Here is a 13,901-nt window from a genome sequence, read left to right on the forward strand (position 1 = left end):
CATGACGACCCTCATCCCCGACGATAAACACTTCAGAAACGCGGCCAGCGAAAAGCAGGCAGTGACGCGCAATCTCGCCGAACTGCTGTGGGTGCAATACCCGGGCCACTTCAATCAGGCGCTGTCGAAGGCGATCGTGACGCCGGAGACCACCGGCAGCCGCTTCTTCGATCACCGTATCTCGTGCTACGAGCCGGGTGCGTATGTCGAGAATCACGTGCACAAGGTGCAGGAGCAGATCTATCACGTGCTGTCGGGCGAGGGCGTGCTGACGGTCGACGGCGAGCGGCGTCTGGTGCGCGCCAACGACGTCACCTACATTCCGCCCGGCGTGCACCACGAGCTGCACTGCACGGGCACGGACACGCTGGTGTTTCTCGTCATCACGAGCCCGCCGACCGACGACGAGCCGCAGCCGCGCTGACGCGCATCGACGCAACACCTCAGGAAAGGCATATGAAGAAGATTCTGGTTACCGGCGCGAGCGGTTGGCTCGGCGCCGAAATCGTCAGGACGCTGCTCGCGCGCGGCGATGCCGTGGTCGCGGCCGACATCGTCATCAGTCCCGCGACGGCCGCGCTCGCGTCGCGCGATCCGAAGCTCACCGCCGTCGCGGTGGATCTGTGCGAGTGGCCGCAGGTGATGTCGCTGATGACCGCGCAGCGGCCGGACGCGGTGATTCACGCGGCCGCCGTTGTCGGCGTGATTCAGTGCGCGGACATCCCGATCAAGGCCAATCGCGTCAACGTGGAAGGCTCGATCAATCTGTTCGAAGCGATGCGGCTGGCCGGCGTGAAGCGCGTCGTGCACGTCAGCACGGAAGAGACCTACGGCGATTTTCTCGCGCCGACGATCGACGAGGAGCATCCGCAAAAGCCCGTCAGCGTGTATGGCGCGACCAAGCTCGCGGTGGAGCACTACGGCCGCATGTATTCGCGCGATCACGGACTGGAGTGCATCAACGTGCGCACGTGCTGGGTGTACGGTCCGCATCTGCCGCGTCCGCGGGTGCCGCGCACGTTCATCGAAGCCGCGCTGCGCGGCGAGCCGCTGCATGTCGACGACGGCGCGCAGCTCGCGGTCGATCAGGTCTATATCGCCGATACGGTGGCCGGCCTGCTGCTCGCGCTCGACAAGCCGCGGCACCGTTACGACAGCTACAACGTCGCGACGGGCGTGGCGCCGACCATCGCCGATGTCGCCGATGCGGTGAATCGGGCGGTGCCGGGCGCGCGCATCAGCGTCGGCAGCCTCGGCCCATACCGCCACGGCGGCGTGGTGCTGAGCGCGACGAAAGGGGCGCTCGACATCAGCCGGGCGCGCACGGAACTAGGCTACGAGCCGCAATACGATTTGCAGCGCGGCATCGAAGCAACCATCGAGGCAACCCGCGCGGCCTTCGCGCGCGAAGCAGTCACAGGAGATCAACGATGAACGGCAGCAGGCCCCTGGCATTGGTATTCGGCGGCTCGCGCGGCATCGGCGCCGCGTGCGTCGGCGCGCTCGTCAAAAGCGGCACCGATGTCGCATTCACCTACGCGAGTCAGCCGTCCGCGGCACAGGCTGCGCAATCCGACGCGCACGGCACGACGGTACGCGGCTATTGCGTCGACATCCGCGACGCGGCAGCGGTCGATGCGGTGTTCACGCGCGTTCGCGAAGAATTCGGCCGGCCGGTGAACGCGGTGGTCGCGAACGCCGGCATCAACGTGCCTGCCGCGCCCGTCGCCCAGTTTCCCGACGATGCGTTTCGCAGCCTCGTCGAAGTGAATATCGTCGGCGCGTTTCATGTGCTGCGCGCAGCCGCGCGGGAAGTCAGCGACGGCGGCGCGATCGTCGCGCTGACCACATCGCTGGTGCGTCACGCGGTGCCTGGCGTCGGGCCGTATAGCGCGACCAAGGCGGCGGTGGAAAGCCTCGTGCGCTCGATGTCGAAGGAACTCGCCGCGCGCCAGGTGCGCGTGAACGCGGTCGCGCCGGGGCCGGTCGATACCGATCTGTTCCGCGCGGGCAAGACCGAGGAAGCGAAGGCGCGTTCGGCGTCGATGAGTCCGCTCAATCGCATCGGCTTGCCGCACGAGGTGGCGGAAGTCGTTTCGTTCCTGCTGTCGGACAAAGCCTCGTGGGTGGACGGGCAGATCGTCCAGACCAACGGCGGCATGGTATGACCGATCCGGGGCCGCGCAGATGCTGACACCCGATCGCATTCATCCGGGCGCCGACGAAACGGTCGAAGCAACGGTCGACGTGCTCGTGGTCGGCGGTGGCGGCGCGGGACTGGCGGCCGCGATCGAAGCCGCGGAAGCAGGCGCTCGCGTCGTGCTGCTGGAAAAGAACGACGTGCCGGGTGGCTCGACCTCATGGTCGATCGGTTCGGTGAGCGCTTCGCAAACGCCGCATCAACGTGCACAGGGCATCGACGATACGCCGCAAGCGCATTGGGAAGATATGCCCGGTTTCGCCGGCGATCTCGCCGCGCGCGACAACGACGCGTTGCGCCGCGTGTTGTGCGAAGCGATGCCCGACACGTTTCAATGGCTGCTCGACAGCGGCGTGCGCTTCATGGGCCCGATGCCCGAGCCGCCGCATCGCGTGCCGCGTATGCACAACGTGCTGCCGAATTCGCGCTCGTTCATCTATCACCTGACGCGCCGCGCGCAACGCGCGGGCGTCGAAATCCGCGTACGGGCGCGCGTGGTCGACCTCGCGCTGCAAGGCGATGCGGTGAAAGGCGTGCGGTTCGAACAGCACGGCGCGGTGAAGCGCATCGACGCACGCGGCGGCGTGATCCTCGCGGCAGGCGACTTCACCAATAGCCCGGAGCTGAAAGCGCGCTTCATGGGGCCGCAGGAAGCGAAGGTCGCCGCGGTCAACCCGACGGCAACCGGTGACGGTCAGCGCATGGCCGTGCGCTGCGGCGCACGCATCGTCAACGGCGACCTCGCGCTCGGTCCCGAGCTTCGCTTCATCGCGCCCGCGAAGGAGAACTTCGTGCGCCGCCTGCCGCCGTGGCGAACGCTCGCGGCCGTGATGCAATGGTCGATGAAGCATCTGCCCGATGTGATCCTGCGGCCGTTCCTGATGAAATTCCTCACTACCGCGCTTGCACCCGCGCTCACGCTATTCGAAGACGGCGCGATTCTCGTGAACACGCGCGGTGAGCGATTCGGCGATGAAACGGACCGGCCCGCGTATCGTCTGCCGGATCAGCCGGACGGGGTGGGGTATATCGTCATCGACGGACGTATTGCCGAGCGCTATTGCCGCTGGCCGCATTTCATTTCCACCGCGCCTGGCGTCGCGTATGCGTATCTCGCCGATTACAAACGCAATCGTCCGGATGTGTATCGCGAGGCGGGCACGATCGAAGCACTGGCCGCGGCGACCGGCATGGATGCGCAGGCGCTCGCGCGCAGCATCGCGGAAGCGGGCGGGGCGAACTCATTGTCACGCGCGCCGTTTATCGCACTAGGCCCGGTGCGCGCGGTGTTCGTGCATGCGGAGGGCGGCTTGCTGGTCGACACGCGCCATCGCGTGCTCGACGCGAACGACAGGCCGATCGCGGGCCTGTTCGCCGCCGGATCGACGGGACAGGGCGGCTTGCTGCTGAAGGGCCACGGCCATCATCTCGCGTGGGCCTTCGCGTCGGGCCGGCGCGCCGGGCGCTTCGCCGCGCAACTCGCGCTGGAGCGCGGCGGATCGATCACCGGGGCGGCGCTCGCATGAGCCACCGAACGGCGAAATCAGGCCTCGTCGTGCGCCGGGATGTCCTCGAGATCGGCTTCATGCGAGGCTTCGTGCGACGAATCGAAGGCGGAGTCGAGTTCCGGCACTTCGCCCGGAGAAAACATCCGTACCCCTTGCCATTTGCCGTTTTCGATCAACGTACGCGCGACGTGCTTCAGTTCGTCGCGCACGACGGCCGCCGCGAGCGACAGCTTCTCCGGCGCGAGCGCGTACAGGTAATTGCGCCGCACCATCTGCGCGTCCGAGATGCGTACGCAACGCCAATGCTCCGGCGCGTTTTGCAGCGAGTAGACGGCGGCCATCGGCTTGATCGTCGCGCCGAGGCCGTCGGCGACGCAGTGCATCAGCAGCGGCAGCGAATCGAGCTCCGCGATCGCGTCGACGGTCAGATTGACGCGGTCGAATTCCAGCGTGATGCGGCGGCGCAGGCCATGCCCGGGACTCGGCAGGATCAGTGGCAGTTTCGCCAGCTCGGCCAGCGTGATGTCCTCGCGGCCGGGCGCGATCATCGTGCTATGACGGGGCAGGATCACGAACAGCTCTTCCTCGAACAGCGCTTCGACGGTCAGATCGAGCGCGGCGGTCGTGCTGAACAGAATCGCGAGATCGAGTTCGCCAAGGCGCGTCATATGCTCCAGATGGCCCGACAACGCCTCGACGACATTGAGCACGACGCCCGGGTATTTCGCACTCAGATGCTTGATCAGCGGCAGGCCGAGCGCGCACACGGTGGTCGGTGCCATGCCGAGATTGACACGGCCGCTGACGTTCGCATGGTCGCGGCGCGCGACGGAGACGGCCTGATCGAGCTGACGCAGGATGAAGCGCGCGTGGTGGTAAAGCGCCTCGCCGTTGTCGGTCGGCTTCACGCCGCGCGACGAGCGCACCAGCAGCGGTTTGCCGACTTCGTCCTCGAGGCGGGTCATCTGCTGGCTCAGCGCGGGCTGCGCAATGAACAGTTGACGGGAGGCTTTCGACAGGCTGCCACTCTCGACGATCTGCACGAAGTACTTCAACTGACGCATGTCCATACGTAATCCTCGGACGGAACAGGAAACGCTCCGTATGTCTCCTTTATTGGATGTGACCCATGTCGAGTGCAAGCGTGGCTTTTGCAACTGAAGACGAGGCCGAACTGCCGATCGAACTGCGGCAACTGCGCTATTTCGTCCGGGCGGTCGAGTTGGGCAGTATAAGGCGCGCCGCGTCCGAATTGGGAATCGCGCCGGGCACGCTGAGCCAGGATCTCGAGCGGCTCGAAGCGCAACTGGCAACCCGGCTGCTGCAGCGCACGCGCAACGGGCTGATTCCGACCGATGCCGGCGTGGCTTTTCTGCGCCATGCGCAGCTCACGCTGCAGCATGCGGTCAATGCAGTCGAGGCGGCCCGCGAGCCGAGACTGGTCGGCCACGTGAGCGTCGGCCTGCCGCCGAGCACGGCGTCGGTGCTCGGCGTGCCGCTGCTGCTGGCGATGCGCGAGCGTCATCCGGAATTGCGCGTGCACGTCGTTGAAGCACTGTCCGGCCATCTCGCCGCGATGCTCGACGCGCGCCAGCTCGATCTCGCGCTGGTCGCGCGCGGCAATGCCGCACGCCGCTGGCGCGTATCGCCGCTGATCGACGAGCGCGTGTATCTGCTCGGGCGCGCGGATTTGCCGGGTTTTCCGCGGCAAGACAGCGTGAGCCTCGCCGAACTCGGCGATCTGCCGCTCGTGATGCCGAGCGGCTCGCACGGCCTGCGTTCGCTGCTCGATATCGCGTTCGAACGCGCGGGCGTGCAGCCGCGCATCGCGTATGAAATCGACGGCCTCGCGCTGTTGATGGAGGCCGTCGGCGCGGGGCTGGGCGCGACGCTGCAACCGGGCTGCGTGGTGAATCAGGATCCGGGCCGTCGCTTGCGCGCACTGCTGATCGCCGATTCGGACGCGCGGCGCCAGACGATGATCGCGAGCCAGGCCGTCGATGAACTGTCGCCCGCGGCGCTTGCCGCGCGCGTCGTGATTCACGATGTGGCGCGCGAGCTGACGCAAGCCGGGCATTGGCCCGGCACCACGTTTCACGAGCTGAATCCGGGAAGCGAACCGCCATGACCGGTGTGCTCGCGATCGGCGGCGGCAATGGCGCGGCTGTCGGCGCCGGTGTCGCCATTCTTGGTGCTTCAGCGCCCCGGCGTTTGAACCGCCTCCGGCACCTCGATCACCACATCACTCTCCGCAATCGCAACACACGGCAGGATATAACCCTCCGCCTTTTCCTCGCGGCTCACGCCCGGCCATTCAATCGTGTAGCGCACGCGGCCGGCCGTCATCCGGCACAGGCATGTACGGCATGTGCCATTGCGGCATGAGCGCGGCAAACGCAGATTCGCGAAACCGGCGGCTTCGAGAATCGTCAGCGAGTCGGGGGCTTCGAACGAGACGCCGAGCGGTTCGACGCGAACCAGAGGCGGGCGGGTGGAATCGGACATCACAGGCATCGGGAACGGAGTGCGCGACACTTTACACGGATTGGCCGGTGCGTTTATATCGCGCCGCAACATGCACGCAAGTGGTCGGCAAAATCAAGGAAAACCCAGGTAAGGCTTGCGCCTTGGCCGAACTCGTCTAAAGTGAATCAATTCACCTCCGCGCGGCGCGAACTCGCGATTCCGCCGTGGGTGACGGCCCGCGTCGACTGCATGGGACAAGGAGGAAAGGGCGGCGGACGCGACAGGATGCAACCAGCGCGCGCATTACCCGTCGCACCATGCGCGGCACTCTTCCAGGTGACTCCCATGCAGATCCAGTTTCCGAACGAAGCCCCTGAATATTCAGGTCGCGAACTTACTCTGGCGTTTCCGGCGATGATCGACGGACAGAGAGTGGAGTGCATGATCACCGCGGAAGCACTCGAAGACCACTTCGGCGCGGCATCGCCGCGTCTCGAAGACATGGTCGTCGCATTCGACGCTCACCGGCCCCGCATCGAGGCCGCGACGCGCCGTCTGTTGTCGGAAACGCGCGCGCAGTGTCTCGTGCTCAGAAGCGGTTACGTACGCTTTTACGAGGCGAACTGGCGCAACTGATTCGACCGGCGTTCGATGCACCGGCACCGCCCCGGTGCCGCCGCCATCCGCCAGGCGCGGCGACCCGCTCGCTCGCTGCCTTCGGTTCAAAGCCGGCCGCGCCGCGCCGCGCTCAGATGATGCGCCGCAGCGTGCGATCCTTCAAAAGCACGTGATGCGCGATGGCCGCCAGCGCGTGCAGTCCGATCACCCAGTAGAACAGGTTGCCGAGCAACACGTGCGCGTCTTTTAACAGATGCCGCGCGATCGAGTCCGCGCCGATCAGCGTAAAGCTGACACCCGTCCACGCGAGCGTCACCGGATGACCGCCCGCATTGACCATCAACATGCCGAGCAGCGGCTGCGCAAAGATGAACACATACAGCGAGAGATGCGCGCCGCGCGCGAGAAACGCGAGTAGCCGGTTGTTTGCAATTTCCTCCGGCGCGCCGGCCCACAGTCGCCACAGCAGCCGCAGCACCGCCAGCCCGAGCACCAGCGTACCCGCCCAGTAATGCACGCCGGTCCAGAAGACGCGGCTATCGGAGCCGCGCGGGCCGCGTATTTCGATCGCCAGATAGGCTAGGGCGACCAGCAGAAAAATGGCCCAGTGGAAAAATATCGCGGGCCGTGTGTAACGGTCCGCCGCGCGACTATATGAGGACATCGGGGGCTCCTGTGGCCGGGTCAGTCGTTTTTCGAATCACCGGATGATAAACGGTGCCCGAACCGCACGACAGTTTCTCCCCCGCGCCCCGACCTTACTCGCTGCCGAGATAGAAATAGCGGAACAGGAAAATCGCCGCGATGATCCACACCACCAGCTTGACCTGACGCGCCTGGCCGGTCAGCAGCTTCAGTCCCGCGTACGAAATGAAGCCGAACGCGACGCCGTTCGCGATCGAATACGTGAACGGCATCAGCAGCGCGGTCAGCGCGGCCGGCACGACTTCGGTCGCGTCGTCCCACGGCAGGTCGACCAGTTCGCGCAGCATCAGGCACGACACGTAGAGCAGCGCGGGCGCGGTCGCGTACGGCGGCACGACTTCGGCGAGCGGCGCGAAAAACAGCGCGGCGATGAACAGCACGGCAACGGTGATCGCGGTCACGCCGGTGCGGCCGCCGGCCTGCACGCCAGACGCGCTTTCGATATACGCGGTCGTCGACGACGTACCGAGCATCGAGCCGGCAAGGATTGCGGTGCTATCGGCGAGCAGCGCGCGGTTCAGCCGGTGCATCTTGCCTTCGACGAGCAGCCCCGCGCGGTTCGCGACGCCCATCAGCGTGCCGGTCGCGTCGAACAGCTCGACGAGGAAGAACACCAGCACGACGTTCAGCACGCCGGTCGACAGCGCGCTGCGGATGTCGAGCTGCAACAGCGTCGGCGCGATCGACGGCGGCGCCGAGACGATGCCGTGAAACGCGTTGCCGCCAAAGAAGAAGCTCAGAATCGTCACGCCGACGATGCCAATCAGGATCGCGCCGCGCACGCGCAGATAGTCGAGCGTGACGATGCCGAAAAAGCCGATCGCGGCGAGCACGACATGCGGATCGTGCAGATTGCCGAGCGTGACGAGCGTGGCCGGATTGCCGACCACGATGCCGGCCGACTTCAGCGAAATGATCGCGAGAAAGAGGCCGATACCGCCGGTGATCGCAATCCGGATCGAATGCGGAATGCCCTTGACGATCACCTCGCGCACGCGAAACAGCGTGACGATCAGGAACAGGCAGCCGGAGATGAACACCGCGCCGAGCGCCGCCTCCCACGTATAGCCCATGCCCTTGACCACCGTGTACGCGAAGTACGCGTTCAGGCCCATGCCGGGCGCGAGCGCGATCGGGTAGTTCGCGTACAGACCCATGATCAGCGACGCGAGCGCGGCCACGAGGCAGGTCGCGACGAACACCGCACCCTTCGGCATGCCGGCGTCGCCGAGAATCGCCGGGTTCACGAAGATGATGTAAGCCATCGTCAGGAAGGTGGTGACGCCCGCGAGCACTTCGGTGCGCAGGTTGGTGCCGGCGGCGTCGAAGCCGAAGTAGCGTTTGATCGAGTCCATGGAGCGGGTCTTTTCTCTCTTGTCGGTCAGGGAATGTGTTTTTGTGTGTGAGGCGCTCGAAGCGTGGCATGCCGCCAACGCGCGCGGCGGCGAGTAGCGCCATTACGGCGGAATTGTAAACACGAATAACCCGGCTTCGGCGCTCGTGGCGGCTTCGGCGGCGCGTTAGGGCCCGTCAGACGAGTGGTTTGCCGGCACAGTGTGGCGCCGGCGCATCACTGTCGCGGCGCGTGCCGCGCGAGCCAGCGGTCCAGCTCGCCCGCGAAGGTCTTGCCGTCGCGCGGGCTGAAGGCGGACGGGCCGCCCGTATCGACGCCGCTCGAGCGCAACTGGTCGAGGATCGAGCGCATCCGCAGGCGTTCTTCGATCGTGCCGGGCGTGAACCAGTTGCCGCGCGGGTCGAGCGCGTGCGCGTTTTTTTCCAGCACCGCGGCGGCGAGCGGGATGTCGGCGGTAATCACGAGATCGCCGGCCGCAACCCGTTCGACGATCAGCTGATCGGCGGCATCGAAACCGGCCGGTACCTGGATCGCGCGGATCAACGGCGATGGCGGCACGCGCAGAAACGTATTGGCGACCAAGGTCAGCGGCACGCCGGTGCGGCGCGCGGCGCGGTAGAGCATGTCCTTGACGACGGCCGGGCAGGCGTCGGCATCGACCCAGATTGGCATGGTGCGGGTTCCGGCCGCGGCGCGGCGGCGTGGGTATCGAAGCGGCGGATGATACCGCGTGCGCCGCGCCACGGGCGGGTTTATCGCGAGCGACGGAGTGGTCGGGCAAACGGTGCCCGTCCCGTCCGCCAGCTGTCCGCTGGGGATGGGAATCGGGCTACTGCTAAAGCAACTGCGCAGCAACCGCTCGGCAACCGCTTACTGCACGGCCGTCTGCCCCTGCTGCCGCAGCGCGCGCCGCTCGGCGACGATGCGCCCGGCGATCTGCGCATTGATCGGATAGTCGATCGTGTCTTGCGGATCGTAGCCGGCGTCGAGCCATTCGATCAGGTCGGCGCGGACCTGGGCGCGCGTTTTCGGCGCGTAAGGGCTGATGGTTTGCGCAAACGCGGTGCTGATACCTACGGCGGCCAGCAGCGCGCCGAGTCCAAGGCGGGAAAACATCTTCATGGCAGGCTCCTCGGGAGAGGTGAAAAAAAGCCGGGCGTTGTTGGTTCTCCGGCTCATGCCTCGTAATACCGCGGTAAGCAATGAGTTATTTCATCCGGCTGCATTAAATCGTTCGACACCGTATGGGGTTTTCGCTTTGCGATGTCATGGCACCGAAGGCTTGCTGAATCGGTCCATCACCGCATTCAACAGTTCGATCGGCAGCGGAAACACGATCGTCGAATTCTTGTCGGCGGCGATCGTCGTCAGCGTTTGCAGGTAGCGCAGCTGCATCGCCTGCGGTTGTTGCGCGAGCGTCTGCGCGGCTTCGAGCAATTGCCGCGACGCCTGCAATTCGCCTTCCGCGTGAATCACCTTTGCGCGCCGCTCGCGCTCCGCTTCGGCCTGGCGAGCGATCGCGCGAATCATCGTTTCGTTGATGTCGACGTGCTTGATTTCGACGATCGATACCTTGATGCCCCACGCGTCGGTCTGCGCATCGAGCACCTTCTGGATGTCGGCGTTCAGCTGTTCGCGCTCGGACAGCAGCTGGTCGAGATCGTGTTTGCCGAGCACCGCGCGCAGCGTGGTCTGCGATAGCTGACTGGTCGCCTCGAAGTATTTGGCCACCTGAATCACGGCCTTTTCCGGATCGACGACGCGGAAGTACACGACCGCGTTGACCTTGACCGACACGTTGTCGCGCGTAATCACGTCCTGCGGCGGCACGTCGAACACGACGGTGCGCAGATCCATGCGCACCGCCTGCTGCACGACCGGGATGATCAGCACGAGCCCCGGCCCCTTGACCTTCCAGAAGCGCCCGAGCATGAACACGACGCCGCGTTCGTACTCGCGAAAGATCCGCACCGACGAGGCAATCAGCGCGGCCACGAGCAGGATCAGGATGCTGCTGAAGCCGAATGTGAAACCGATCATGAGCGTTCTCCTTGTGATGTGCCCGGCGCGCCGACCGCCGCACTGAGCGGCGCAATGGGCACCACGGTCAGCGTCAGGCCGTGGCGCGCGGTCACGCGCACGCGCTCGCCCGCCGCGGCCGGCGTCGTGCTCGCTACCCGCCAGCGCTCGCCGTGCACGCGCGCCCAGCCGGCCAGCAGGCCGCCCGCTGGGTTCTCCGGCAGCAAGCCGTCGTCCAGCACCACGCCGACGCAGCCGATCAGCGCCTCCGAGCCGGTCACGACCGGCCGCCGCCGCGCGCGCAGCGCGAGCCGCGAGACGCCGAGCACGAACGCGACGCTGAACACGACCACCGCCGCGATCAGCGGCAGCGGAATGCCGTAGCCGGGCACGTCGGTGTCCATCAGCATCATTGCGCCGATCACGAACGCGACCACGCCGCCGAAGCCGAGCGAGCCGAAGGTCGGCAGGAACGCCTCGCCGATCAGGAACGCGATACCGAGAAAGATCAGCCCGAGGCCGACGTAGCTGACGGGCAGCATCTGCATCGCGAACAGGCCGAGCAGCAGACTGATCGCGCCGACCACGCCGGGCAGCACGAAACCGGGATTCGAGAACTCGAAGAACAGGCCGTACATGCCGAGCATCAGCAGGATCAGCGCGACGCTCGGGTCGGTGATCACCGCGAGGAAGCGGCTGCGCCAGTCGGGCTCCAGCGTGATCAGCGGCGCGTGCGCGGTGTGCAGCGTGACGCTGCCGGCGGTCGTCGTGACCGTGCGGCCGTCGACCCGGCGCAGCAGATCGGGCACGTCGCGCGCGACCACGTCGACGACGTGCTGCGTCAGCGCTTCCTCGTCGGACAGGCTCACCGCCTCGCGGACTGCCCGCTCGGCCCAGTCGGCATTGCGCCCGCGCATCTGCGCGAGGCCGCGGATATAGGCGGCCGCGTCGTGAACCTGCTTGCGCATTTCGGTCGATTGGGTGTCGAGCGGCAGCGCGCTCGCGGCACCGGGAGTGGCAGCCGAAGACGCGGAGGTGTCGGAGCCGGAAGCGGTGGCCGTACCCGTACCCGACGCGGAACCGGCCGCGTTGCCGGGCAACGTGCGCATATCCGGCAGCCCCGGCGTTGCGCCGCTGTTGCCGCCACCGCCGCCAGGCTGTTCGGGGCCGCCGATTCCCATCTGGATCGGCGTCGCGGCGCCGAGATTCGTACCCGGCGCCATCGCCGCGATATGGCTGGCGTAGACGATGTAGGTGCCGGCGCTCGCGGCGCGCGCGCCGCTCGGTGCGATGAAGGTCGCGACCGGCACCGGCGAGCCGAGGATCGCCTTGATGATCTGCCGCATCGACGTGTCGAGCCCGCCCGGCGTATCGAGTTGCAGCACCGCGAGCTGCGCGTGCTGATTCGCCGCGCGTTGCAAGCCCCTGACGATGAAATCGGCGCTGCCCGGCCCGATTGCGCCGTTCACCGGAATCACGACGACGCTGTTCGCGGTCGCGGCCGCGACACGGGCCGCGGCGTTGGCGATGGTCGCCGCGCTCGCCGCCCGCCACGGCGTGACCGATTCGCGCGCCGCGAAGCCAAATGCCAACAGCATGCCGAGCACGGCGATGCCGCGCATCAAAAGGCCCACGATGCCGCCGCGGATAAGCGGTCGGCGCGGACCGGACTGCCGGAGCGGAAGACGCGGAATCGTGTTCATCGCTGGCGGCCGCCGTGCCTGCCGGGTGAGGCCGGTAAGCGCGGGCCGACACCTCGATCAAGGCTGGCCGGTTGCCGCTTAAAGCTTAGTCCGATTCCGCGCGGCGCGTGAGATCGGGCGCGGTGGTCCGCACGCTTTGCGCGCTTCGCGCCGGCCGATAGTCGGCCGGACGCATGCCGGTCCATTTGTGGAATGCGCGGTGAAACGCGCTCGGCTCCGCGAAGCCGACCATGTTCGCGATATCGGCGATCGTGCGGTTGGTGCGCTGCAGTTCGGCGATCGCGATATCGCGCCGCAGTGCGTCCTTGATCGACTGATAGGTATGGCCTTCCTGCTTCAGATAGCGGCGCATCGTCGCTTCGGCGACATGCAGGCGCGCGGCCATCTGATCGGAGCCGGGCCAGTTCGACATCGGCAGCGCGCGCAGCGTCTTGCGTACGCGCGCGGCGAGCGAGCCCGGATTGCGGTATTTGATGATGAAGCTGCCGGGCGCGTCGCGCAGAAACGTGCGTGCCGAGCGCGCGGTTTGAATCACCGGCAGTTCGAGAAACGCGGGATCGAGATCGACGTACGACTCGGGCGCGTCGAAATGCATCTGTTCGCAGAACATCAGCCGGTATTCGTGCGCGTCGGGCGGCGCCGCGCAGCGAAAGCGCGCCTCGAACAACGGAATGCGCCGTCCGACCAGCCAGCACACGAGCCCGTAGATGAGGATGAAATACGTCGCGTACGCGAACATCTTCGGGGCCGGCGTGCCCGCGCGTTCGACGAATCTGACGCGCACGTGCGCCGTGCCGGTTCGCGTGTCGGCGGCCGCGGGCGTTTCGATCGTCGCGCCGAGATCATCGAGCACGAGCCGCATGAAGCCGACCGCGCGCGTCAGTGCCTGCGCGCCGTTGCGCGCGCCGAGCGCCATTTGCGTCATCGCGATGAAGCTGCCGCTTTTCATCGGATGCGAGTCCTGGCCGAAGAATTCATCGTCGAGCGCGCGCGCGATGCCGGCCCACAGCGCGCCGTATTGTGTGGACGACACGCGGCTTTTCGGCGACGCGAGCAGCGGCGCGGCGATGCCGGCGGCTTCGGCGAGCGGCCGCGCATCGAGGCCGCGTGCCTTCGCGAGTGCGAGCGTTTCCTCGACCAGACTGACGGAAATGGTGCCTTTGTCGTTTTTCATCATGCAGTGGGTAATCTGGCAAAAGCGCTCAGCAGCGTGCCACGGATAATCTACCGGAGGCCTGAAATGACGATATGTCGCGCACGCAGATGTTAGCAGTATGGCAAATGCGCTCACGAAGATTGAGCGCAGTGAGCATCGAGTGCGACGGGCC

15 protein-coding genes are annotated in these 13,901 nt (G+C 66.5%); 6 read left to right on the plus strand and 9 right to left on the minus strand.

Going from position 1 to position 13,901, the window contains the following annotated elements:
* Nucleotide 1: 1 nt before the first annotated feature.
* The 4 genes from L0U82_RS23495 to L0U82_RS23510 are packed head-to-tail and all read left to right on the plus strand — an operon-like array spanning nt 2 to nt 3,726.
* Nucleotides 2-424 carry a cupin domain-containing protein gene (locus L0U82_RS23495; protein WP_233834990.1) on the plus strand — a complete coding sequence of 141 codons (423 nt, stop codon included), beginning with the start codon at nt 2-4 and terminating at the stop codon, nt 422-424.
* A gap of 32 nt (nt 425-456) precedes the next feature.
* Complete coding sequence (locus L0U82_RS23500; protein ID WP_233834992.1) at nt 457-1,434, plus strand: NAD-dependent epimerase/dehydratase family protein; 978 nt, start codon at nt 457-459, stop codon at nt 1,432-1,434.
* Entirely contained in the window at nt 1,431-2,168 is a 738-nt protein-coding gene (locus L0U82_RS23505; protein WP_233834994.1) for an SDR family NAD(P)-dependent oxidoreductase, read from the plus strand. The genes L0U82_RS23500 and L0U82_RS23505 overlap by 4 nt, the downstream gene beginning before the upstream one ends.
* 19 nt (nt 2,169-2,187) lie before the next feature.
* Nucleotides 2,188-3,726: an FAD-dependent oxidoreductase gene (locus L0U82_RS23510; protein WP_233834996.1), complete on the plus strand. Its 1,539-nt coding sequence runs from the start codon at nt 2,188-2,190 to the stop codon at nt 3,724-3,726.
* A 17-nt stretch (nt 3,727-3,743) separates the two neighbouring features.
* Here L0U82_RS23510 and L0U82_RS23515 read toward each other — a convergent pair whose 3' ends face one another.
* A complete protein-coding gene (locus L0U82_RS23515; RefSeq protein ID WP_233834998.1) occupies nt 3,744-4,778 on the minus strand; it encodes a LysR substrate-binding domain-containing protein in 1,035 nt (344 codons plus the stop codon).
* A 110-nt stretch (nt 4,779-4,888) separates the two neighbouring features.
* Here L0U82_RS23515 and L0U82_RS23520 point away from each other — a divergent pair, with 110 nt between their 5' ends.
* Nucleotides 4,889-5,836, plus strand: a complete 948-nt coding sequence (locus L0U82_RS23520; protein ID WP_233837465.1) for a LysR family transcriptional regulator — start codon at nt 4,889-4,891, stop codon at nt 5,834-5,836.
* A gap of 68 nt (nt 5,837-5,904) precedes the next feature.
* Here L0U82_RS23520 and L0U82_RS23525 read toward each other — a convergent pair whose 3' ends face one another.
* A complete protein-coding gene (locus L0U82_RS23525; protein ID WP_233834999.1) occupies nt 5,905-6,213 on the minus strand; it encodes a 2Fe-2S iron-sulfur cluster-binding protein in 309 nt (102 codons plus the stop codon).
* A gap of 306 nt (nt 6,214-6,519) precedes the next feature.
* On the opposite strand from L0U82_RS23525, the gene L0U82_RS23530 reads away from it, so the two are divergent.
* Entirely contained in the window at nt 6,520-6,810 is a 291-nt protein-coding gene (locus L0U82_RS23530) for a DUF1488 domain-containing protein (protein ID WP_233835001.1), read from the plus strand.
* A 112-nt stretch (nt 6,811-6,922) separates the two neighbouring features.
* Here L0U82_RS23530 and L0U82_RS23535 read toward each other — a convergent pair whose 3' ends face one another.
* The 7 genes from L0U82_RS23535 to L0U82_RS23565 all read right to left on the minus strand — a co-directional run bounded on the left by L0U82_RS23535 (nt 6,923) and on the right by L0U82_RS23565 (nt 13,747).
* Complete coding sequence (locus L0U82_RS23535) at nt 6,923-7,456, minus strand: cytochrome b (RefSeq protein ID WP_233835003.1); 534 nt, start codon at nt 7,454-7,456, stop codon at nt 6,923-6,925.
* Between the two features lie 94 nt (nt 7,457-7,550).
* On the minus strand, nt 7,551-8,852 hold the full coding sequence (locus tag L0U82_RS23540; protein ID WP_233835005.1) for an NCS2 family permease: 1,302 nt from the start codon (nt 8,850-8,852) through the stop codon (nt 7,551-7,553).
* 215 nt (nt 8,853-9,067) lie between these two features.
* Nucleotides 9,068-9,523, minus strand: a complete 456-nt coding sequence (locus tag L0U82_RS23545) for a YaiI/YqxD family protein (protein ID WP_233835007.1) — start codon at nt 9,521-9,523, stop codon at nt 9,068-9,070.
* Between the two features lie 198 nt (nt 9,524-9,721).
* Nucleotides 9,722-9,973: a DUF4148 domain-containing protein gene (locus L0U82_RS23550; protein WP_233835009.1), complete on the minus strand. Its 252-nt coding sequence runs from the start codon at nt 9,971-9,973 to the stop codon at nt 9,722-9,724.
* Nucleotides 9,974-10,117: 144 nt separating this feature from the next.
* Nucleotides 10,118-10,891 carry a slipin family protein gene (locus L0U82_RS23555; RefSeq protein WP_233835010.1) on the minus strand — a complete coding sequence of 258 codons (774 nt, stop codon included), beginning with the start codon at nt 10,889-10,891 and terminating at the stop codon, nt 10,118-10,120.
* Entirely contained in the window at nt 10,888-12,573 is a 1,686-nt protein-coding gene (locus tag L0U82_RS23560; RefSeq protein WP_233835012.1) for an NfeD family protein, read from the minus strand. The genes L0U82_RS23555 and L0U82_RS23560 overlap by 4 nt, the downstream gene beginning before the upstream one ends.
* An 85-nt stretch (nt 12,574-12,658) precedes the next feature.
* On the minus strand, nt 12,659-13,747 hold the full coding sequence (locus L0U82_RS23565) for an AraC family transcriptional regulator (RefSeq protein ID WP_233835014.1): 1,089 nt from the start codon (nt 13,745-13,747) through the stop codon (nt 12,659-12,661).
* Nucleotides 13,748-13,901 lie beyond the last annotated feature (154 nt).

It is taken from the genome of Paraburkholderia sp. ZP32-5 (genome assembly GCF_021390495.1).
In the GTDB taxonomy this organism is placed as follows: Bacteria; Pseudomonadota; Gammaproteobacteria; order Burkholderiales; family Burkholderiaceae; genus Paraburkholderia.

What these genes read in the sequence shown, in the direction of transcription:
- L0U82_RS23515 (WP_233834998.1), bottom strand. Translation starts at nt 4,778, where the DNA reads ATGGACATGCGTCAGTTGAAGTACTTCGTGCAGATCGTCGAGAGTGGC.
- L0U82_RS23535 (WP_233835003.1), bottom strand. Translation starts at nt 7,456, where the DNA reads ATGTCCTCATATAGTCGCGCGGCGGACCGTTACACACGGCCCGCGATA.
- L0U82_RS23560 (WP_233835012.1), bottom strand. Translation starts at nt 12,573, where the DNA reads ATGAACACGATTCCGCGTCTTCCGCTCCGGCAGTCCGGTCCGCGCCGA.
- L0U82_RS23545 (WP_233835007.1), bottom strand. Translation starts at nt 9,523, where the DNA reads ATGCCAATCTGGGTCGATGCCGACGCCTGCCCGGCCGTCGTCAAGGAC.
- L0U82_RS23530 (WP_233835001.1), top strand. Translation starts at nt 6,520, where the DNA reads ATGCAGATCCAGTTTCCGAACGAAGCCCCTGAATATTCAGGTCGCGAA.
- L0U82_RS23550 (WP_233835009.1), bottom strand. Translation starts at nt 9,973, where the DNA reads ATGAAGATGTTTTCCCGCCTTGGACTCGGCGCGCTGCTGGCCGCCGTA.
- L0U82_RS23510 (WP_233834996.1), top strand. Translation starts at nt 2,188, where the DNA reads ATGCTGACACCCGATCGCATTCATCCGGGCGCCGACGAAACGGTCGAA.
- L0U82_RS23540 (WP_233835005.1), bottom strand. Translation starts at nt 8,852, where the DNA reads ATGGACTCGATCAAACGCTACTTCGGCTTCGACGCCGCCGGCACCAAC.
- L0U82_RS23505 (WP_233834994.1), top strand. Translation starts at nt 1,431, where the DNA reads ATGAACGGCAGCAGGCCCCTGGCATTGGTATTCGGCGGCTCGCGCGGC.
- L0U82_RS23495 (WP_233834990.1), top strand. Translation starts at nt 2, where the DNA reads ATGACGACCCTCATCCCCGACGATAAACACTTCAGAAACGCGGCCAGC.
- L0U82_RS23500 (WP_233834992.1), top strand. Translation starts at nt 457, where the DNA reads ATGAAGAAGATTCTGGTTACCGGCGCGAGCGGTTGGCTCGGCGCCGAA.
- L0U82_RS23565 (WP_233835014.1), bottom strand. Translation starts at nt 13,747, where the DNA reads ATGAAAAACGACAAAGGCACCATTTCCGTCAGTCTGGTCGAGGAAACG.
- L0U82_RS23555 (WP_233835010.1), bottom strand. Translation starts at nt 10,891, where the DNA reads ATGATCGGTTTCACATTCGGCTTCAGCAGCATCCTGATCCTGCTCGTG.
- L0U82_RS23525 (WP_233834999.1), bottom strand. Translation starts at nt 6,213, where the DNA reads ATGTCCGATTCCACCCGCCCGCCTCTGGTTCGCGTCGAACCGCTCGGC.